The organism is Halomonas sp. AOP7-B1-5, assembly GCF_052353045.1.
GTDB lineage: Bacteria > Pseudomonadota > Gammaproteobacteria > Pseudomonadales > Halomonadaceae > Vreelandella > Vreelandella colorata.
This window is the reverse complement of record NZ_JBQTDC010000019.1, coordinates 41,448-62,158: the sequence shown is the minus strand read 5'-3', so window position 1 is coordinate 62,158 and position 20,711 is coordinate 41,448. Positions and strand designations below refer to the sequence as shown.

Sequence of the window (20,711 nt, the reverse complement as noted above, 5' to 3'; positions counted from 1 at the left end):
ATGTCCGTATCGGTGGGGTAATGGTCCTTGCCGACGCGTCGCGCTCAGCGGAAACTCTCCCTATTAACGAGCGGGAGAGAACATGACGCGCCATATTGCCTTATTAGCTTACCCCGACTGCCAATTGCTGGATGTCAGTGGCCCCTGGCAGGTGTTTGCCAGCGCCAACGCGCTAAGCCCGGAACCCTTGTATCGCTTAACCCTGGTCGCCGATGCGCCAGGGCCGGTGATGACCAACGGTGGCCTGGCGGTGCATGCCAGCCACGCCTATGCTGAACTTCCACAATTGCTGCCTTTGGATACACTGCTGATAGCAGGCGGCAGCGGTGTGATGGCGTTACGTCAGGACCGACACGTGTTGGCACTTTTACGTAAGCTGGCGCCTCACGTGCGCCGGTTAGGCTCGATCTGCTCAGGGGCTTTCTTGCTGGCTGCCGCCGGGCTTTTAGATGGCAAGCGGGTTACCACCCATTGGCGCCATGCCGAGCAGCTTGCCGAGGAGTACCCGGCACTTAGCGTTGAGCCTGATGCGCTGTATATACAGAGCGGCGATCGCTACACCAGTGCCGGGATAACGGCCGGTATCGATCTGGCGCTTTCGCTGGTGGAAGCTGACCACGGCGCTGACCTTGCCGGGCGGGTGGCGCGGGAGCTGGTGATGTTTCTGCATCGCCCCGGCGGGCAGTCGCAGTTCAGCGAACTTCTTCGCTGCCAGCAAGGTGCTGGCCCGTTACGCCGTTTGCTGGATCATCTGCATGCCGACCCTGGTGGGGCGCATTCGTTGGAAAGTATGGCGGCCTTGATGGCGGTGTCGCCACGTCATCTTACCCGGCTATTCAAGCGCCACTTAACCACGACGCCGGTTACTTACTTGACCCAGCTGCGCCTGGAGCAGGCACGTTTGGCACTGCTGGATGAGCAGCAAACGGTGTCGCTTGAACGATTAGCCGAACGCTGGCGCTTGGGCGGCGCTGAGCAACTGCGCCGCCAGTTTCAGCGTTACTATGGCGTTTCCCCTTCTGTGTATCGCCAGCGCTTCGGCGCGGCGGCTAAGTCTGCCCTTACGTCTACCCTCACGCCTACTCTTGTGCCTACGCCTTTGGAGCCATCGCCATGCCATTAACCGTTACGCTGTTATCGCTGTGTCAGGCGTTGTTGGTCAGCGGCAATATTCTGCTGATTGCCGTATCGCCCCTCATTGGCGCCTCGCTGGCACCAACGGCTAACTGGGCCACTGTGCCGGTGGCCAGCCAATGGCTGGGGCTGATGTGTGCCACCATTCCCGCCTCGCTGATCATGGGGCGGCTGGGGCGTAAGCGCGGGTTTGTGCTGGGCAATCTTATCGGCTTGATGGGTACGGCCGTGGCCATTTTGGCGCTACGTCAGCAAAGCTTTGGGCTGTTCCTGCTGGCGACTTGGCTGATTGGTATCGGTATCGGCTTTGGGCAGCTCTACCGCTTTGCGGCCCTTGAGGCCGCCCCCAGCGCACTGCGTGATAAAGCGCTTGGTTTAGTGATGGGCGGCGGAGTGTTGGCGGCATTTGCAGGCCCCTGGCTTGCCCGCGTTAGCCGCGAGCTGAGCGAGACGCCGTTTTTAGGTAGCTTCGTAGGGCTGGGCGTGCTCTACGCGCTGGCACTGGGCATATTACTTTGTACGCGGTTGCCGGTCGCTTTTGTGCAGGCAGTAGAGAGCGAGAAAAAGCCTTTGTCCGCTATCCTGCGTCAGCCTGGTTTTCTGCTGGCCGTCAGCGCAGCGGCCATCGGCTACGGCGTAATGAACCTGGCCATGACCGCAACACCGCTGGCGATGGCAGGGGCTGGTCACAGTTTTGACCATGTCGCCACGACCATTCAGTGGCATGTGGTCGCCATGTTCCTGCCCTCGTTTTTCACCGGCCATTTGACGACACGCTTTGGCGCCCCGCGCATGATTGCCGCTGGCTGCTTACTGCTGGTGGCAAGCGCTGTCGCCGCCCAGTTCGATGCCGGTTTTGCTGGCTTTAACGTTGCGCTGATTCTGCTGGGGCTTGGCTGGAATTTTACCTTCCTGCCCGCTACCGGCCTATTAACGCAAAGCTATCAACCGGCTGACAAGGCGCGCACTCAGGCGGCCAACGAGTTTCTGGTATTCGGTACGGTTGCCTTGACGGCGCTGCTGGCGGGGCCGTTGGTTAATACCCTGGGCTGGGCGATGCTCAATGCGCTCTTGATTCCTGTTTCGTTACTGCCAGTGGTGTTATTGATATGGCAACGACGGCCAAACGCGCCCTTGTTATCTTAAGATGTTATAACGCAGTTAATAAGGTCCATTTGTTTGTTAAGTCAGGTGTTTACATGATTGCTAAACGGGAACGCGGAAAACTGGAACGGCAGATCATTGCTTCTTTGACCGAGGCCTGCGAGCAGGCCAAGGCTGAGGTGCCCGGGTTTGTCTGGCTAACCCACTGCGTGGACTACCAGCACTTTCCCGAAAGCCTGGTGGTTATCTGGGTATTTGATACCGATGCCCATTTAGCCTCAGCGCTAAAGGGCGATGCCAAACAGCGCCTGCATGATTTCACGGCCAGCGCCTTGGCCGAGGCGGGTGTGGCGCTGGATAGCATCGCACAGCACATCGACTTCGATAGTGAGCAGGCGTGCCAGCGCGCCCACGGCGGTGACTGGCAGCGCCGTCTGCGCGCGCGAAGCGTGAGGCACTGATGGCCAAGAAAATCGACAGCCCCTGCATCGCCGCCTGTCAGTTGAAAGGCGGCATGTGCACCGGCTGTGGGCGAAGTATTGAAGAAATTCGCCACTGGAAATCCATGAAGCGGCCCGAAAAAATCGCCACCATCAAACGGGCCGAACAGCGTTACAAGAAGCTCAACAAGTAGCGGGCTTTAGGGATACATCATTCGGACGGCGCTCGATTAAAAATCACCCGGGGCGCATTGCAGGCAGGTAAGGCCCAGCGCGCGCCACTGGGCGACTACCGCATCGCGGTCATCCAGCACCAGCCAGGGCTCGAAGCCGTCTTCGCGCATGGTGCTGAGCAGGGCTTCCTTGACCGCTTCATCATCCACGTGGTCATGGCCATCCGGGCGCAGGTACATGGCGTCAAACGGTATGGCGTTGCGGGTCAGCCATTCATGAGTATGATCTCGGTGAGTGTCCGGGCGGCCGCTGCAAATGATGATCTGCTGCCCCTGGGCTTTCAATAATTTCACCAGCCGGGCGACCGGTTCGATCACCGGCGCTTCGGCCATAAACGCAAAGAAGGGGTCCCACTGCTTGGCGGGGCCCAGCACCCATTCGTGTACTTTTGTGGGGTGAAATTCAGCTAACGTACCGTCAACATCGACAATCACGGCGTGGGTCATGCAAGGCTCCTGTTATTTAAGGTGTTGGCATTTAAAACGTGCGTATTCAAGGCGTCAGTATTCAAGAACAGGGTCTTTTGTGTGGCGAGACGCGCACCGAGTAACGTGCGCCAGTTGCTAAGAGCCGGGTCGGATAAATGAGTAAACAGCGGCACCACACGTTCGGCGTTTAGCTGATCGGCAAGCCCAACCAGATGCGAGGCGCATAGATGCACATTCCAGCGCTGCCAGAGAATGTCGCCAGCGGCCAGTTCGGCGCAGCGCGAAGGCGTCAGGTAACCGGTGTGCAATAAGTGAAAACCTGGCCACATGGCAGCTGTGTCGTCACGATCACTGATCAGGTTGAGGCTTGGCTGGGAAGCATCGGGGCGCACTAGAATCGCTTCTATTCTTTTATCCACATGGGAACGGCGTAGCGTAGCGGGGAGCGCCAGCAGGGTTTGCAGATTGGCGCGAATAATCGGGTCAATGGCAAGCGAAAGCCCGCGAGCATCCGCCTCTTCGGCTAGCCAGAGCGCCATCTCAAGCGCCCGGCCCGTTTCAGGCACCGGGAAAACCAGAGGGCGGTCCAAGTGTGCGCTGATAGCATCCACACATGCCTGCTGGGGTTGATCGTAGGTGCCGTAGGACGCATCAAGCAGCGCAATTTGCGCCGGTGGCGGCGTATCAAACGGAAACAGCCGGGACTCAAAGCAGGCGTCACCGCTATAGAAAATGCCGCCTGCCACATCCAGATGAATCCATACCCCGCCCAACGAATGGCCCGCCTGCCCGGTGGTCACCGGAATACCGGCGATCTGGCAGGTGCCGCGTTCGGGTAGCGGCTGCCAGGCGCGCCCGTTGGGGAGCGCTTGAGCTACCAGAGGCGTGCAGTAAAGCGGCAGCGTAGCGGGCAGCTCGCTGACGCCGCCAATATGATCGATATGGTCATGGCTGATAATCACCGCATCGACATCAAGCCCGCGTGCCCAGGTGACCGGCTCGCCCGGGTGCAGCGCACCACCTGCATCCAGCAGAAGCCGCTTGCCGTTGGCCTCCACCACAATGGCTGCGGGGCCTTTATCGCCCAGGCCGCTTAACATGTTGATGCTGGCGCTCATTGGTCGGGCTCCAGACACCAGCCTTCCAGGAGCGTCAGCGCTACCTGCTGGCCCAATTTCAGGGCGTGGGGATGATAGGCGAGCAGCGTTTCGCCACCGGCCATGCGCAGGTGAAGCTCATAGCGCTCGCCACGAAAGGTCTGGCGCTCAATACGAGCGGTTAAATCCTGCTGGCTGGGCGCTTCGGGGTGCACCTGAATATGTTCCGGGCGCACCAGCACCGCCTGATGACGCTGGGCAGCGGGAGACGTCAGCCCCTGCATCAGCTCATGGCCGCCAAGGCGCCTGCCCGGTGCGCCGGTACTTATCATCAACTGGCTGCCCTGGCCGATAAAGCTTGCCACCCAGGACGTACGCGGCTCGCGGTAGAGCGTTTCAGGCGTGGCCCACTGCACCAGCTTGCCCGCCTGCATCACTGCGATACGGTCAGCAAGCGCCATGGCTTCGCTTTGATCATGGGTGACGTAGACCATGGTGGCTTCGGTGCGGCGGTGGAAATCCGCAAAGCTGTGCTCCATGGATGCGCGCAGGTGGCGGTCCAGGTTCGCCAATGGCTCATCTAGAAGCACCACTGACGGGTCGGTGACCAGGCAGCGGGCGAGTGCCACGCGCTGGCGCTGACCGCCGCTTAAATCCTGCGGCGTGCGCTGGGCGTAGGGCTCAAGCGCCACTAGAGAAAGCGCCTGCTCAACGCGGTGCTGATAATCCGCCCCGCGCACGCCGCGTAGTTTAAGCGGGTAGCCGACGTTATCGGCAACACTCATATGCGGCCACAGCGCGTAGGATTGAAACACCATGGCCATGTTGCGCTGCTCGGGGAGCACGTGGTGCTGCTCGCTTGCCAGAAGCTGATCGCCCAGATGGATTTCACCGCCACTTACCTGCTCGAACCCGGCCAGCATGCGCAGCATGGTGGTTTTGCCGCAGCCGCTGGGGCCGAGCAGGGCGACAAACTCACCCGGCTCAACCGTTAATGAAAGCCCATCCACGGCTTTGTGTTCGCCAAACTGCTTGGTGACTTGCTTAAGGGTTAGCCCTGCCATGGCACGACTCCTTTGGGTAAACGCGGGGCCAGAAGGCTAAGCGAGAGCATGAGTGAAGCGACCATCAGCACGACCAGCACGGACACCGCCGAGGCTAGAACGCTTTCGCCACCTTCATCGAGGTTAAAAATCAGCACGCCCAGGGTTTCGTTACCGGCGCTCCATAGCAGTGCCGAGACGGTCAGCTCGTTGACGGCCAGCAGAAATACCAGCAAGCCCCCGGCAAACAGCGCAGGTGCAATCAGCGGCATCACGATAGTGGAAAGGCGACGCCAAGGGCCGGCACCGGCGAGCTGGGCGGCTTCTTCAAGGGAAGGGTCAAGCTGTGCAAGGCTTGCGCTGACCGGCTTTAAGCACACCACCAGAAAACGCGCCAGATAAGCCACGAAGATCAGCCCCAGCGTGCCGTAAAGCGCCACGTTGATAATGGGCAGTGGCCGCACGAACAGCAGTATGCAGGCAATCGCCAGTACCACGCCGGGCAGGGCGTAAGGCAGCTCGATAATGCTCAACGTCAGGTTTTGCAGGCGCGCTGGAAGCCGCTGGAGGCGGTAGGCCAGCGGCAGGCTGCACAGCATGAGCACCACGGCTGCGCCACCGGCAAGCCAAAAGCTATTGCGCATGGCGCGCCACGTGGCGCCCTGGCGGCCAATCACTTCATGGTAGGCGTTCAGCGTGGCGGTATCGGCATTGAGCGGTACGCCCATGGCCGGCACCAGCGAGCTGACCACCAGCGCCACCAGCGGCGCGACAAGAATGACCAGCAACACGCTGACCAGCAGCACCGTGACCAGCGCACGAAAGCGGCCGAGTGAGAAATCATGGGCGCGTCCGCTATGGCCCACCAGCCCGAAACGGCTGCGGCCCATCCAGTGTTGCTGAAGCGCCACACCCGCCAGCGCCAGCACACCAATCAATAGTGAAAGGGCGGCCATCTCAGCCAGTACACCGGTGCCAAAACTGGCCATGCGCTGATAGATCAGCGTAGGCAGCACGTAATAGCCTGCCGGAATGCCCAGCATGGCCGGGATGCCGAAGTTACCCAGGCTTGAGATAAACGCCATGGCGCTACCGGCTACCAGACCGCTTCTCGTCACGGGAAGTACGATATGCCGCCACACCTGATTCTGCCGGGCACCGCTGATGCGAGCAGCTTCGACAAGCTCGCGTGGTAAGGAAAGTAGTGACGTGCGCAGCGCTAAAAACACCAGCGGGGCACTTTGAATACCTAACAGCAGGGCGATGCCTTCCGCCGAGTAGAGCGGCTGTGGGCTGCCCAGCGGCGGTGCCATGCCGATGCTTTTGAGTAACGGGCTTGCCGGGCCAAATAGCTGTAGCCAGCTAAGCGCCGTGACCTGGGGCGGAATCATCATCGGCAGCATAAAGCAGAACACCAGCCATGCCTTGCCGCGAATGTCGGTCAGGGTAATCACGAATGCAAACAGGCTGCCCAGCGCAAGGGCAATCAGCATGCCCAGCCCCGAGGTATACAGGCTGTGTGACAGCGCTCGCCAGGTGCTCGCAGACTGGAGCACGCGCCATAGCGGCGCGTTGCCCCCTTGGGTCAAATCGCTTAACGCTTCGACCAAAAGGCGTAGGCTAGGCGCCAGGCTCAGCAGGACCACGGTAAGCGTCAAAAGGGTAAGCAGCCAGCGGTGCTGGCTGCCTTGGGTAAGACTCGGTGACATGATCAGCCGCCGAACAGGTCGCTGAAGCGCTGTTTCAGGGCTTCTTCCTGCTCAAGCGCCTGGGCGATATCGACGGACATCAGCTCGATGGTGTCGCGGGCGGGGAAGCCTTCCGGCGGCGCAACACCCGGGTGGGCAGGCAGATACCCCTGCTCGCTGACCAGCTGCTGACCTTCTTCCGAGAGCACGAAATCGACAAACTTCTGCGCCGCATCCACGTTCTTGGCACCTGCCATAATGGCGACAGGTTCGGTGACTGCACTCACACCCTCTTCAGGGAAGACAAACTCGACCGGTGAACCTTTGGCCGCTTCGCGGATGGGCAGGAAATCCACCACGATGCCGTAAGGCTTGGTGCCGGCTGCCACTGCGTTGAACACACCGCCGTTACCGCCCTGGGCTTCGGTGCGGTTGTCATGCAGGGCATCGTAATAGCTCTCACCCAGGTCAGGGTTCTCACTAATCGCCGCCATATGAATCAGGGCAGCCCCCGAATAAAGCGGGCTTGGCATCGTGACCAGACCTTCATATTCAGGCTTGAGCAGGTCCTGCCAGCTTTGCGGCTGCTCGTCAGCGCCGGTGTTGTACACGATGCCGGTGGTGATCAGTTTGGTGCCGTAGTAGAAGCCTTCGGGGTCAAAAAGCTCGGCATCAAAGGCTTCACGATTAGGGCTCAAATAAGCCTGAAGTTGGCCTTCCTGCTTTAACGACTCCATGGTCATGCTGTCGGCGATCAGCAGCACATCGGGGTTACTGACCCCAGCGGCAAGCTCGGAGCGCAGGCGGGTCATCAACCGCGTGGTGCCGTCGCGTACCCACTCTACCTCGATATCCGGATAGGCGGCCTGGAACGCATCGACCGTTTGCTGGGCGTCGCTGTTGGGCTGGCTGGTATAGAGCACGAGCTTGTCGTCGGCAACGGCGTTGGCTGAAAGAGCCAGGCCTGCCATCGTGGTGGTAAGAGCGATGGCGGTGCAGAGTGAGCGCTTAAGCATCAGAAGGTCTCCTGTGAGTGACCCTGCTCACACTACTGTCATCACCTTACAGCATCATGACAGTACGCTTTCGTTTGAAGGGGGCGAGCTTTCGTACATATCGGAAAGTCTTTCGTTAACAAAAAAGAGGGGAGATGAGAGCAAAATGAAGGGGCTAAACGAGCGCCGCCGAGCGCTGCTTGAGCGCGTACGCCAAGAGGGGCGCCATTCGCTGGAGGCGCTGGCTGATCAGTTTGGGGTGTCCGTACAAACCCTGCGCGGCGATATTCGCTTTCTTGCCGAAAAAGGCATGGTGCTGCGGCGCCACGGTGAGGTACTGCCGTTTCCCGACCGCGAAAATATCGGCTACGACCAGCGCCAGATCGTCAACGAAGCCGGAAAACGCCATATTGCCCGCCAGGCCGCCTCGTTGATTCAGCATCATCAGTCGCTGTTTCTAGGCACCGGCACCACCGTTGAACAGCTGGCCGACGCGCTGCACGATAAACAGGGCCTGCATATCATGACCAATAATCTCCACGCGCTTATCAAGCTTTCAGCCCTTGAGTGTGAGCTGGTGGTGGCAGGCGGCCGGGTGCGCCGCCGCGATCAGGACGTGATTGGCGGGGATGCGTGGCGCTTTTTTCAACGCTACCGAGCGGATGTAGGCATTGTCTCGGTAGGCGGGATGGATGCTCACGGCAATCTTTTCGACTACAACGACGATGAGGTCATGGCCCGTGAAGCGCTGTTGGCCAATGCAGCCTTTCGCGTTCTGGTGCTGGATAGCACCAAGTTTGATTTACCGCTGCGCTGCGCCGCCGGGCAGCTGGCCGACTATGACGCGGTGATAACCGATGCAGCATTACCCGACCGATTGCGTAGTCCGCTGGCCGCGCAGGGGGTGAGATTTTTGATATAAACAGACATTAAGTGCTCTGCAGGCGCTGCTTTGGCTTCTTGCCCAGAGCAAAAAGTCTATGCATTCCCTCCCTGTTACGTTGACAAGATTGTTCATCACCGGAGACGTTTAATGTGCCAAACTACCCCCAGGTATAGTGAGCAGTAACGCAATACGCAGATAGACTTTTTGTGGCAAGAGGGCTGGTAATGATCAACGACGCGCTACTTGAAGCCATAGAAGCTGAGTTGAAAAGGAGGCGTTTTCGGCTGCGCTTTGCCAAGATGCTTGAAGCACGTTTCGAAGCAGACACCCAGCGGCGTCGAAGCCATACCATTGTCGTGGCCGGGCTCATCGCCATTCCCATCTACTTCCTTTTTCTAATCAATGATTACAGCTTTCGCCCAGAGATATTCACGCAAATTCTGCTGCTTCGCCTGGGGTCCATTATTGTTTTCACTCTGCCTATTTTTTGGCTGATTTGCCGAGGCGTTCGGCCCGCTGTGCGAGAGATGCTAATGGCCAGCGTCGTAGTATTGACGATGTTGGTTTCCTGCGTGATTCTTACGGCCTCCACCGCGCCCTATTCTTATTTCGACGTTTTTTCCTTCGGCCTTATCCTGGTGGCAGGCAATATCTTCTTCCCGCTGCGCTTTTCGTACGCCTGTCTCTCATCGGCCGTCAGCATTTTGGTTATGTTGATATTTGTAGCGGATTACGAGCCTATGCCGCGAGAGGCAAAGCACCTAGCAATGCTGGGCATGTTTACCACAACGCTGTTTACCCTGGTCACCAACTATCGCCTTGAGCGTAGCGAACGCAAGTCGTACCTGCTAGTGCTAAGAGAAAGGATTCGCGCGGGCTACTATCAGGAAGATAATCAGAAGCTGTCTAAGCTATCGCTGACTGACCCGCTGACCAATATTGCCAATCGGCGCCAGTTCGACGCGAGGCTGACCGCATGTTGGCAGGATGCTGCTGAGCAGCGCACTTGCCTGGGTTTGATGGTGATCGACATTGATTACTTCAAAGCCTACAACGATTACTACGGCCATTTGCAGGGAGACGAGTGCTTGCGTCAGGTGGCGGCAGCCATGCAACACGAGAGTCGGGACGCTGAGTTGGTAGCCCGCTTTGGAGGTGAAGAGTTCGTACTGCTGATGACAAGTGCAGCGCCCACTGCCGCTCAGCAAATGGCGGAACGCATTCGTCATACTATCGAGGCGCTGCAAATTTCCAATCACGGTTACTCGTTGCAGAGTGTCATTACCGTCAGCATCGGTGTGGCAACGGTGTATCCCAGCGATAGCCTACAGTCGGCTGAACTTTTGGGTATGGCCGATGCCGCGCTCTATAAAGCCAAGCAGCAAGGCCGTAACTGTACCTGGGTAGCTGGTAAAGAGTGGCGTCTTAAGCACGAAGCCGCCGATAGATTAGGCCGTATTTCTAAATAGCGGGCTCGCTTTTGCGCCGCGCTGATTTGACAACGGCCCGGTTAGTAAGGACAAATACGCAAAAACTCTGAGGAGCACGCCGTGCAGCACGACTAGAATCACTTCATTGAGGCCACCCAGGCGGGCAGCGTCCAGCTGGCAGTAGTCAATGGCGTCCGCCTGGAAGAACTGCTTGAACATCACTTTGTTGTGGCAGTGTTCGCCGGTGGCGACCCCGATAGGCGCGACGCGGTGGCGGATCTCCGAGTGACCCAGAATATCGTCGGGGCTGGTGGGTTCTTCGATCCACAGTGGGTCAAACTCGGCCAGGCGACGCATCTTGGCGACGGTTTCGTCGACCTCCCACACCTGGTTGGCGTCCATCATCAGCACGTTGTCCCAGCCGATCACTTCTCGCAGTAGCGCTGCACGGCGGGCATCTTCTTCAATATCGCCGCCAATCTTCTGCTTAAAGTGAGTCCAGCCCTCTGCTAACGCTTCCCGGGCCAGGCTGCGCACTTTTTCATCGCTGTAGCCAAGCCAGCCTGCGGAAGTGGTGTAGCCGGGGTAGCCATCGCGGCGCATTTCGGCTTCACGCGCCGCTTTACCGGGAGCCTGGCGGCGCAGCAGGCAAATTGCTTCTTCAGGCGTTAGCGCATCGGTGACAAAGCGGAAATCAAGGCAGCGCACCAGCTGCTCCGGAGTCATATCCACCAGCAGCTTCCATACTGGCTTGCCTTCACGCTTTGCCCACATATCCCACACGGCGTTGACGATAGCGGCGGTGGCCAAGTGAATCGCACCTTTATCGGGGCCAATCCAGCGCAGCTGACTGTCGCCGGTAAGCTCACGCCAGAACGTGCCAATATTGTCGATAATCGAGGAAAGCGTGCGCCCCTCGATCAGCGGCGCCAGGGAGTGCACGGCAGTGACCACAATCTCGTTACCCCGGCCAATGGTAAAGGTTAAACCATGACCTTCCGGGCTTTCGTCATCGGTATGCAGAATGACATAGGTGGCTGAGTAATCGGGTGCAGCATTCATGGCATCCGAGCCATCGAGCGAGCGCGAGGTGGGGAAACGGATATCCTGGATCTCAATGTGTGTAATTGTTGTCATTGCATTCTCCTAGGGTGTGATTCAGGCAGTGAAGATCAGCGGCGGGCCAAGTGACGCATCAGTTCGCGAATGCCGTAGGTCCAGGGCGGCAGCTGATCGCTTCTGCCCACCGGGTTAACCAGGGAACCCAAGGCTGGAGTGGAAATGGTCACGCGATCACCGAGATGATGGGTAAAGCCTTGGCCTTTGCCATCACGGTCTTTGATGGGGGAGAACATCGTGCCCAGAAACAGCATGAAACCATCCGGGTACTGGTGATGGTCACCGATGGTTTGACTTACCAGATCCAGCGGGTCGCGGCTGATCTCGCGCATATCGCTCTCGCCTTGAAGCAGGAAGTTGTCATCCTCGCCTTCAATACGTAGTGAGACTTGGCAGTTGCGCACGCTGTCGATAGTAAAGTGATCATCAAACAGACGAATAAACGGGCCGATCGAGCAGGAGGCGTTGTTATCTTTTGCCTTGCCAAGCAGTAGGGCGCTGCGCCCTTCAACGTCGCGCAAGTTGACATCATTGCCTAGAGTGGCGCCGCGTACCTGACCGCGGCTGTCCACGGCCAGCACGATTTCGGGCTCGGGGTTATTCCACTGTGAAGACGCATGCAACCCTACTGATGCTCCAAAGCCTACCGAAGAAAGCGGCTGGGCTTTGGTAAACACTTCCGCATCAGGACCGATACCCACTTCCATATACTGCGACCAGCCACCGCGCGCCTGAAGCGCTGTTTTTAGCGCCATAGCTTCTTCAGACCCGGGGGCAATCTTGGAAAGGTCGGTGCCAATCAGCGCTTGCAAGTCATCGCGCAGGGCAACGGCTTTCACCGGGTCGCCGCCTGCCTGCTCTTCGATTACCCGCTCAAGTAAGCTGACGGCGAAGGTGACGCCACAGGCTTTTACAGCCTGAACATCACAGGGGGCGAGCAGGTAGGGTGCTTGTGGTTGAGCCTGTTGGGAATTCGCCAGCAGCGTCTCGATGCTGCCCAGCGATGCACCCTCTGCGCGTCGCACTACCTCCAGCACATCGTCACGCTCCAGTAGGTCAGCCATGGTGGGGCCAAACTCTGTAATATCGATGACGTTGCCTTCGTGCACCGTAACCAATGCGGGGCCCGGGTGTGTGCCATCCAGCCATACGCGGCCCACAAGCAGGGCGTTATCCAGGTCGGTGGGAAGGGTATCGGTCAGAGATAGTGGTTGCATGAGCGCCTCCTGATGTTCAGGCGACCGGCCGTTGATACCGTGTCGCCTATGTTGTTACAGATGGTTGTTATAGACGGTTGTTATAGATGTTGTTCTGTATGACAGGTATACCAGAGCATAACTTACTCTAGCGCACCGCTACATTTCGGGTCGATAGGCAAATCTGTTTAGATGAAGGTAGTTGCGCAATTGAAGGCCACCAGCTAGGTTTTAAACTGCTGGTATGATACGTATACAGCAAGATGGTCGGTTACATCCGCTATTGCTATTCGCAAGTGCTACTCGCAAATAACCAACAATAAATCCAATGGTTGTGAGGAAAATAAGATGCGCTACAAAAGCCAATACCACCTAGCCATGTCTCGCCTGTTAACCGCTACGCTAATTACTGCAGGTATCAGTGTGGCCGGTGCTGTACAGGCCGCCGAGAACCTGCGCTTTGCCCACGTTTATGAAACGTCAGAACCCTTCCATAAATGGGCGCTGTGGGCGGCAGATGAAATTGAAGAGCGTACCGAGGGTCGTTACACCATGCAGGTATACGCAGCCTCTTCTTTGGGTAAAGAAGAAGACATTAACGAAGGGCTTGGGCTAGGCACGGTGGATGTCATTTATACCGGCACGCAGTTTGCTGGCCGCGGTTATGGGCCAATCGGCATTGCGGGGGCTGCGTATATGTTCCGTGATTTTGATCACTGGCAGGCCTTTGCTGACAGTGACCTGTTCCAGGAAATTGCCCAGGGCTACCAGGATGCCACCGGTAACGTGCCACTGGCGCTCAATTATTATGGCGAACGCCATGTAACGTCGAATACACCGGTCAATACACCCGAGGATATGGCAGGTCTCAAGATACGTGTGCCCAACGCCCCGATGTACATGATGATGCCTAACGCTGTAGGCGCTAACCCCACCCCGATTGCTTTCGATGAAGTCTACCTGGCCCTGCAGCAAGGCGTGGTCGACGCACAGGAAAATCCGCTGCCAACCATCCGCGCCAAGGCGTTTCATGAGGTACAGGATTACATCAACCTGACCGGCCATATTACCGACTCGCTGATCACGATCGTAGGCGGGCCGCGCTGGAACCAGCTGAGTGAAGAGGATCAGGAAATATTCCGCGAGGTATTCCAGGAAGCCGCTGAGAACAACACCCAAGATATCCTGCAGGCTGAGGAAGAGTTGGTCGCCTGGTTTGAGGAGCAGGGTAATACCATCAACGAAGTGGATCGCGACATCTTCCGGGAGGCCGTTGTACCCGCTCATAACGGCAATGCCGCCACCTGGGATCAGGAAATCTACGATCGCCTACAGGCTATCGGCCAATAATCCAACCTCAGCGAGCACTTCGCTAACTTTTTAGCGAAGTGTCTGGAGTATTGTGCCATGAGTGACGCACGCGAAGATGCACCGCCCAGCATTGATCCGATGGTGGATTTTGAATCCGCCTTCGACGATTCCCCCTTTAAACTGAGTGATTATCGAATTGAAGACTTCGTGACCCTGACGCTGTTCTGGGCACTTATTCTAGTGGTATTCACTCAGTTTTTTAGCCGCTATGTGCTGGGCAGCTCTATCGGCTGGACCGAGGAAATTGCCCGTTATCTGCTGATCGGGGTTGGCTTTTTGGGCAGCGTAATGGCCGCCCGCAACGGCAGCCACATCATGGTGGAGTTCTTCTACCATTACATGCCGGAGTGGCAGGCACGCTTACTGGAGCGCTTGGTGGGTCTGGTAAGCCTTGGCTTTTATATAGTGATGGCGTGGATCGCCTATCAGCTGGCATCACGCACCAATAGCCTGATGGTGTCGGTCGACCTGCCCAAGAGCATCATCTATTTCACGGTTTGTGCGGCGTTTGTATTGATGGCGCTACGTACCATCCAGCGGCTTTATCTGAAGTACCGGGATCGTACCGATGTCGTTTGAAAAGTGGTTTCCCGTCACGCCATTTTTATCGAGAGGCCTGCTATGTCCCGAATTTCCATGATGCGCTGGCAAAAACCGTTAGTGTCGCCACTGCTTTCGGCACTGGCCGTGCTGGGTTGCGTAATATTACCGCTGATGGGTTATCACCTCGGCTTCTTGTTTTTTGCGTTATTCACAATGTTGGTGCTCGGGGTTCCCATTGCGGTTAGCTTGGCGGGCGCCTGCCTGATGTTTGTACTAATCACAGGCCAAGTGCCCAACATCGTCATAGCGCACCGCATGATCAACGGCATCGACAGCTTTCCACTCTTAGCCATTCCGTTTTTTATCTTTGCTGGCAGCCTGATGAATAACGGCGGCATCACGGAGCGGATCTTCAATTTTGCCAAGGCCCTGATGGGCTGGATGCGCGGTGGGCTGGGGCATGTGAACGTGGGCGCCAGTATCGTGTTTTCTGGAATGTCAGGGGCGGCCGTGGCGGATGCCGGTGGCCTTGGCATGATTGAAGTCAAAGCGATGAAAGATGCGGGCTACGATGAGGAATTTGCGGTGGGTATTACCGCGGCCTCATCCACCATCGGGCCGATTATCCCGCCTAGTTTACCCATGGTCATTTACGGCGTTATGGCATCAGCCTCTGTGGGCCAACTGTTTGCAGCCGGATTAATTCCTGGGCTGTTAATGGGGGTGATGTTAATGCTGATGATCTTTATCATCTCGCGCCGCCGGGGCTATCAGCGTGACGCGGTATTTTCGATGCGCGTACTTGGGCATACCTTTAAGCGGGCTTTCCTATCACTGATGACGCCCGTTATTATCGTGGGCGGTATTATTACCGGCGCATTTACCCCTACCGAGGCGGCGGTCGCTGCGGTGTTCTATGCGCTGATACTGGGTGTCGTGGTTTACCGCACCCTGACCTGGCGTAAGCTATTAAAAGTAAGTATGGAAACCATCGAGACAACCGCGGTCATTTTGTTGATTGTCTCTTCCGCATCAATATTTGCCTGGATACTCACCAGTAACCAAGTCACCCAGAACGTGATTGCTCTAATGGGGCCGTTTGCCGATAGCAAACTCGCCGTACTGATGATGGCCAACATTGTACTCATCATTGTCGGCTGCTTTATGGAAACCATCGCCGCGATCACCATCTTGGTGCCGGTCCTGTTGCCCATGGCGGTGGCCGTGGGTGTCGATCCCGTTCACTTTGGGGTAATCATGGTGCTCAACCTGATGATTGGTCTGTTGACGCCACCGGTGGGCATGGTGCTCTACGTACTTTCCCGAGTATCCAATGTCAGCTTTGAGCGCTGCATGCGAGGAACCATTCCGTTTCTGATTCCCCTGGTGATCTGCTTGTTATTAGTGACCTTTATTCCGGCTATTTCCATGTGGCTTCCCACGCTGATATACCGTTGAGCACGACCGGCTGATTAGCCGTTAACAACAATATTAAGCTTTGGAGTATTGTTTGATGACCGATACGTCATTGGATTTTCGCGTTACCCGTGAGGATTTAACGCGCTTTATGCAAGCGGCCCTTGCCGCAGCCGGTGCCAATCAAGCATCTGCCGATGCCGTGAGCCGCGCGTTGGTAACCGCTTCACGGATGGGCACCGATAGCCATGGGCTGCGTCTATTGCCGCATTATTTACAGGCACTTGAAGGTGGACGTATCAACGGCGCGCCTGACATGGTGTTTCACCAGCGCTTGGCGGCAACGGGCTTTTTAGATGCCGATGATGGGCTAGGCCACCTGGCAGGTTACACCGCCATCGAGCATGCTATGGCGATGGCCGGGGAAGTGGGAATGGGGGCTGTGGCGGTTGGAAACTCATCGCACTTTGGCGCAGCGGGGTGCTATGCGTTGGCGGCGGCCGAAAAGGGCTTCCTGGGCATGGCGTTCTGTAACTCGGATCCGTTCGTGCTGCTCCATGACGGAGCCAAACCCTTTCACGGTACTAACCCCATCGCCTTTGCGGCACCGGTGGCAGGAAGCGCACCGTACCTGTTGGATATGGCGACCAGCTCGATTCCCTGGAATCGCGTGCGGCAGTTCGGGGCGATTGGTCGCGAGCTGCCGGACCAGGTTGCTGCTAATGCTGAAGGTAAAGTGAGCCGCGTACCTGGCGAGGTTGCCGCATTGCTACCGTTAGGAGGCAGTAGCTTTGGGTTTAAAGGCGCAGGGCTGGGTGGCATGGTCGAGATACTTAGTTCGATGCTCTCGGGAATGCAGCACGGCTTCAAACTTTTACCCATGGTCGGGCCGGATATGTCGACGCCACGGGGCGTAGGGCATTTCTTTTTAGCGATGAAACCCGATGCGTTTGTGGAAGAAGGCACTTTTGCACGCGGGCTGGCTGAATATTTAGCGGATCTCCGGGCCCAGCCTGCTACACCAGACGCGCGGGTAATGGCGCCAGGTGATCGTGAATGGCGCTGTCAGGCGCAGCGCGATGCAGACGGCATTCCACTGGATTCTGCCAATCAGTCGGCCTATGCAGAGATCGCCAAGCAGTACCAGCTAGCGCCGCTATCTCGACTCGATTGAAGGTACAGTTGAAGGATCGCAACGGGAAATGCAGTAAAGTGGCGGTGAATTCCAGGTTAACCAGGAGTAACTGCCTATGAGCAGATACCGGATCGAGCGTAAAACGCTGTCTGAGCAGGTCGCCGAACAGCTCGAGGCGGAGATTCTTGAGGGGCGGCTAAGCGAAAATGATCAATTGCCTTCAGAACGGGAATTGATGGAGCAGTTTGGTGTGGGCAGGCCCGCCGTGCGTGAAGCGCTGTTCCATTTGCAGCAGCTTGGGCTAATCGCGATCAACAGCGGTACGCGTGCCAGGGTGATCCGACCTACCGCCGAAGCCGTCATGGCGAGGCTTTCTGGCGTTACCCGACAATTGCTTTCCAAGCCTGATGGGCAGCAGTATTTTCAGGAAGCGCGGGCGATGTTCGAGATATCGCTGGCGCGACATGCTGCGCGCCACGCAAGCGATGAGGATTTAGCGCGATTGCGCGATGCGCTGTCAGCCAACTGTGATGCTATTGGTGATGAGGCTCGTTTCAAGCGCTCCGATAACGACTTTCATGGCGTATTGGCGAGTATTGGCCGTAACCCGATCTTTGATGCTATTCACGTGGCGCTTTCTGAATGGCTAGATGATCGACGCGCGTTGGTATTACAGCAAAAGGATGAGGATAAGGCGGCCACTGCTGCTCATACTGAAATCATCGAAGCTATCGAGTCCCGCGACCCCGATGCGGCCGAGGCGGCCATGCGGCGCCACCTCGACCGTCACTACGGCACCTATAGGCAGCTTAAAAAACGCCTATCGGATGCTTCTTAGCGTTGTCGGGGCTAGCCCTCTCGCTTGCCATCGACCAGTCGCGAAACGTTAAACGGGTTATCGTCGCGCAATGCTTCAGGCAGTAAGCCAGCAGGCAGGTCCTGATAGCACACTGGGCGCAGGAAGCGATAAATCGCAGCGCTGCCGACGGACGTAGTGCGGCTATCAGACGTTGCCGGGAAAGGCCCGCCATGCACCATGGCGTGACCCACTTCAACCCCGGTAGGCCAGCCATTGGCCAGTAGGCGGCCGGCGCGCTGTTCGAGTGTCGGCAGCAACGCCTTGGCGGCCTCCAGGTCGCTATCGTCCATTTGCAGGGTAATGGTCAACTGGCCTTCGATCTGCTCTGCGACACGCTGCATCTCCTGCGCGTCGGCGCACTCAATGACCAGCGAGGCCGCGCCAAAAATTTCGCCTTGTAGGGCGTCGTCGGTCAGAAAATCCTGGGCGCTAGCCACAAACAGGCCTGGTTGACAGCTATGCGGGCCGCTGCCTGCCTGGCCGCGCGCCACTTCCTTCACGCTTGGCTGGCCCGAAAGGGCGGATACGCCACTTTGGTACGCTTCATGAATGCCGGGCGTCAGCATCGTTTGGGCGCCGCTGGCTTTAACCGCTTCTCCAGCCGCAGTAACAAACGCATCCAGATCGGCACCTTTAAGACCAATCACCAAGCCTGGGTTGGTGCAGAACTGGCCTGCGCCCATATTCAGCGAGGCCACAAAGCCTTCGGCAATTTTCGCACCACGGGCTTTCAGTGCCTCGGGGAACAGGAATACCGGATTAATGCTGCTCATCTCTGCATAAACGGGAATCGGCTCGGGGCGGGCTTGAGCCGTCGCCATCAAGGCCATGCCGCCGCTACGCGAGCCGGTAAAGCCGACCGCTTTAATACGCGGGTCCGAGACAAGCGCCTGGCCAATATCACGGCCTGAACCGAACAGCAGCGAAAAGACCCCTTCTGGCATTTTGCACTTGGCCGCGGCGCGTTGAATCGCGCGTCCTACCAGCTCAGAAGTACCGGGGTGGGCAGAATGCCCCTTGACCACTACCGGACAGCCCGCCGCGAGTGCCGAGGCGGTATCGCCCCCGGCAACGCTGAAGGCCAGCGGGAAGTTGCTGGCGCCAAATACGGCCACGGGGCCGAGAGGAATATGGCGCTGGCGTAAATCGGCACGCGGCATGGGCTGGCGCTCAGGCTGCGCCGGATCAAAGCGTAAATCCAGCCATTCGCCTGCGCGTACCACCGAGGCGAACAGTCGTAGCTGGCCGCAGGTCCGGCCACGCTCGCCTTCAAGGCGTGCTTCAGGCAGGCCGGTTTCCGCCACACCTCGCTGAGTCAAATCAGCACCAATGGCCTCAATCTCATCGGCAATGGTTTCCAGGAAGTGAGCGCGCGCTTCAAGGGACGTTTCGCGGTACTGGTTGAATGCCGTCTCGGCAAGCTGGCAGGCTTTCTCAACCTCAGCGCGGCTGCCACCGGGATAGCGCGGCGGCAGCGTTTCGCCGGTGGCGGGGTTGACGGCAACAATATCGGCTTGAGAACCGGTGACGGCCTGTTGGCCGATAAGCAGTGTGCCTTGCAGTGTCATGTAGCCTCCTGTTAAAGCGCGTTGATGGTGGTTTTCTCGTGCTTGTGATTGGTTGGCATACGTAGCGTGTTACGTAGCGGGCGGCCAAAGTCGTTAAGCGTAATCTCGAAGCGGTCGCCATTGCGGGTTTGGATCTGGTCGGCAAAGCTAAGCGTAGCGGTGCCGAAGAAGTGAACGTGGATATCGCCTGGGCGGCGGAAGCCGGGATATTTGAAATGGTGGTACTCAAGGTTGGCGAGGCTGTGGGCCATATTGGCTTCACCGGTTAAAAACGGCTTTTCCCACAGCGTTTGGCCATCGCGCACGATGCGGCTGGTGCCTTCGAGGTGGGCGGGAAGCTCGCCGATCAGCAGTTCAGGCCCGATGCTGCAAGCACGCAGCTTGGAATGCGCCAGCCACAGATAGTTAAAGCGCTCGGTAACGTGGTCGGAAAACTCATTACCTACAGCGTAGCCGATCCGCCACGGCGTGCCATCATCAGCGACAATATAGAGCCCGGCAAGCTCAGGTTCTTCACCTGCATCCTGGGCGAAACCAGGGGAGGGCATTTCTGCTTCCGGCGCAACGATGCAGTCGCCATCGCCTTTGTAGAACCATTCCGGCTGCGACCCTTCGGCGTTATCAGCAGGCTTTCCGCCTTCGACACCGAGTTTGAACATGCGCATTGAATCCGTCAGTTCCTCCTCCGCTACTTGGGTTTTGGCATGCATGGCGGAGCGCGTATCGGCGCTGCCCAAGTGGGTAAGCCCGGTGCCGGTCACCAGGCAGTGGGCGGGATCGGGATGAGTGAGCGGCGGTAGCAGACGTTGTTCGTCGATCAACGCTTGATAATCAACCTGAGCGTCGCTAAGCCGTGATTTAATGGCTTGCTCAAGCGACTCCCCAGCGGCGATAGCGGCCTTGGCCAATGCGTAGGCGCCGCCTTCGATCGTAATTGGGCGTACGGTCTGGGCATCCTCTACCAGAGCGACCTGAACTTGGTTCCGGTCGAGGTACTGAATCAAGCGCATGTGATTTCCTTATAT

20 protein-coding genes are annotated in these 20,711 nt (G+C 57.8%); 11 read left to right on the top strand and 9 right to left on the bottom strand.

Translation table 11 applies throughout. The annotated features are described in order from the left end of the window. Positions 1–82: 82 nt before the first annotated feature. From ACT3XD_RS11065 to ACT3XD_RS11050, 4 genes are read left to right on the top strand one after another with little or no spacing between them, the layout of a single operon-like run. A complete protein-coding gene (locus tag ACT3XD_RS11065; RefSeq protein WP_192538131.1) occupies positions 83–1,123 on the top strand; it encodes a GlxA family transcriptional regulator in 1,041 nt (346 codons plus the stop codon). Next, complete coding sequence (locus tag ACT3XD_RS11060) at positions 1,114–2,280, top strand: MFS transporter (RefSeq protein WP_192538132.1); 1,167 nt, start codon at positions 1,114–1,116, stop codon at positions 2,278–2,280. Before ACT3XD_RS11065 ends, ACT3XD_RS11060 begins: the two co-directional genes overlap by 10 nt. A 53-nt stretch (positions 2,281–2,333) precedes the next feature. Continuing rightward, positions 2,334–2,699: a hypothetical protein gene (locus tag ACT3XD_RS11055; protein ID WP_192538133.1), complete on the top strand. Its 366-nt coding sequence runs from the start codon at positions 2,334–2,336 to the stop codon at positions 2,697–2,699. Beyond that, the gene (locus tag ACT3XD_RS11050) at positions 2,699–2,872 is read left to right on the top strand and encodes a DUF1289 domain-containing protein (protein ID WP_192538134.1); all 174 of its coding nucleotides are present in this window, start codon (positions 2,699–2,701) and stop codon (positions 2,870–2,872) included. The genes ACT3XD_RS11055 and ACT3XD_RS11050 overlap by 1 nt, the downstream gene beginning before the upstream one ends. Positions 2,873–2,908: 36 nt before the next feature. Here ACT3XD_RS11050 and ACT3XD_RS11045 read toward each other — a convergent pair whose 3' ends face one another. Genes ACT3XD_RS11045 through ACT3XD_RS11025 form a run of 5 tightly spaced genes read right to left on the bottom strand, consistent with a single transcriptional unit; the run spans position 2,909 to position 8,184 of the window. Then, positions 2,909–3,358, bottom strand: a complete 450-nt coding sequence (locus ACT3XD_RS11045) for a phosphatase domain-containing protein (RefSeq protein WP_192538135.1) — start codon at positions 3,356–3,358, stop codon at positions 2,909–2,911. Continuing rightward, positions 3,355–4,458: an MBL fold metallo-hydrolase gene (locus ACT3XD_RS11040; RefSeq protein ID WP_192538136.1), complete on the bottom strand. Its 1,104-nt coding sequence runs from the start codon at positions 4,456–4,458 to the stop codon at positions 3,355–3,357. The genes ACT3XD_RS11045 and ACT3XD_RS11040 overlap by 4 nt, the downstream gene beginning before the upstream one ends. Beyond that, a complete protein-coding gene (locus ACT3XD_RS11035; protein WP_192538137.1) occupies positions 4,455–5,501 on the bottom strand; it encodes an ABC transporter ATP-binding protein in 1,047 nt (348 codons plus the stop codon). The genes ACT3XD_RS11040 and ACT3XD_RS11035 overlap by 4 nt, the downstream gene beginning before the upstream one ends. Beyond that, positions 5,489–7,189: an ABC transporter permease gene (locus ACT3XD_RS11030; protein WP_192538138.1), complete on the bottom strand. Its 1,701-nt coding sequence runs from the start codon at positions 7,187–7,189 to the stop codon at positions 5,489–5,491. The genes ACT3XD_RS11035 and ACT3XD_RS11030 overlap by 13 nt, the downstream gene beginning before the upstream one ends. 2 nt (positions 7,190–7,191) lie before the next feature. Next, positions 7,192–8,184 (bottom strand): ABC transporter substrate-binding protein, encoded by a 993-nt coding sequence (locus ACT3XD_RS11025; RefSeq protein WP_192538139.1) that lies wholly within the window; start codon positions 8,182–8,184, stop codon positions 7,192–7,194. 145 nt (positions 8,185–8,329) lie between these two features. Here ACT3XD_RS11025 and ACT3XD_RS11020 point away from each other — a divergent pair, with 145 nt between their 5' ends. Then, the gene (locus tag ACT3XD_RS11020) at positions 8,330–9,085 is read left to right on the top strand and encodes a DeoR/GlpR family DNA-binding transcription regulator (protein ID WP_192538140.1); all 756 of its coding nucleotides are present in this window, start codon (positions 8,330–8,332) and stop codon (positions 9,083–9,085) included. Between the two features lie 188 nt (positions 9,086–9,273). Next, on the top strand, positions 9,274–10,518 hold the full coding sequence (locus ACT3XD_RS11015) for a GGDEF domain-containing protein (protein ID WP_192538141.1): 1,245 nt from the start codon (positions 9,274–9,276) through the stop codon (positions 10,516–10,518). On the opposite strand, the gene ACT3XD_RS11010 is transcribed toward ACT3XD_RS11015, so the two are convergent. After that, positions 10,498–11,616, bottom strand: a complete 1,119-nt coding sequence (locus tag ACT3XD_RS11010) for an enolase C-terminal domain-like protein (protein WP_225736158.1) — start codon at positions 11,614–11,616, stop codon at positions 10,498–10,500. The two genes, ACT3XD_RS11015 and ACT3XD_RS11010, sit on opposite strands and share 21 nt — an antisense overlap. A gap of 35 nt (positions 11,617–11,651) precedes the next feature. Beyond that, positions 11,652–12,815 carry a fumarylacetoacetate hydrolase family protein gene (locus ACT3XD_RS11005; RefSeq protein WP_192538142.1) on the bottom strand — a complete coding sequence of 388 codons (1,164 nt, stop codon included), beginning with the start codon at positions 12,813–12,815 and terminating at the stop codon, positions 11,652–11,654. A 327-nt stretch (positions 12,816–13,142) separates the two neighbouring features. Between ACT3XD_RS11005 and ACT3XD_RS11000 the strand changes: the two genes are divergently transcribed. The 5 genes from ACT3XD_RS11000 to nanR all read left to right on the top strand — a co-directional run bounded on the left by ACT3XD_RS11000 (position 13,143) and on the right by nanR (position 18,097). Beyond that, the gene (locus ACT3XD_RS11000) at positions 13,143–14,144 is read left to right on the top strand and encodes a sialic acid TRAP transporter substrate-binding protein SiaP (RefSeq protein ID WP_192538143.1); all 1,002 of its coding nucleotides are present in this window, start codon (positions 13,143–13,145) and stop codon (positions 14,142–14,144) included. 57 nt (positions 14,145–14,201) lie between these two features. Then, complete coding sequence (locus ACT3XD_RS10995; RefSeq protein ID WP_192538144.1) at positions 14,202–14,744, top strand: TRAP transporter small permease; 543 nt, start codon at positions 14,202–14,204, stop codon at positions 14,742–14,744. Positions 14,745–14,786: 42 nt separating this feature from the next. Further along, positions 14,787–16,166 (top strand): TRAP transporter large permease, encoded by a 1,380-nt coding sequence (locus ACT3XD_RS10990; protein ID WP_225736159.1) that lies wholly within the window; start codon positions 14,787–14,789, stop codon positions 16,164–16,166. A gap of 55 nt (positions 16,167–16,221) precedes the next feature. Next, entirely contained in the window at positions 16,222–17,298 is a 1,077-nt protein-coding gene (locus tag ACT3XD_RS10985) for an Ldh family oxidoreductase (RefSeq protein WP_192538145.1), read from the top strand. 76 nt (positions 17,299–17,374) lie between these two features. Then, positions 17,375–18,097 carry a transcriptional regulator NanR gene (gene nanR / locus ACT3XD_RS10980; RefSeq protein ID WP_192538146.1) on the top strand — a complete coding sequence of 241 codons (723 nt, stop codon included), beginning with the start codon at positions 17,375–17,377 and terminating at the stop codon, positions 18,095–18,097. Positions 18,098–18,108: 11 nt separating this feature from the next. On the opposite strand, the gene ACT3XD_RS10975 is transcribed toward nanR, so the two are convergent. Together ACT3XD_RS10975 and araD1 are read right to left on the bottom strand one after the other, a co-directional pair. Next, complete coding sequence (locus ACT3XD_RS10975) at positions 18,109–19,686, bottom strand: aldehyde dehydrogenase (NADP(+)) (RefSeq protein ID WP_192538147.1); 1,578 nt, start codon at positions 19,684–19,686, stop codon at positions 18,109–18,111. 11 nt (positions 19,687–19,697) lie between these two features. Further along, positions 19,698–20,696: an AraD1 family protein gene (gene araD1, locus ACT3XD_RS10970; protein ID WP_444280587.1), complete on the bottom strand. Its 999-nt coding sequence runs from the start codon at positions 20,694–20,696 to the stop codon at positions 19,698–19,700. Between the last annotated feature and the right edge of the window lie 15 nt (positions 20,697–20,711).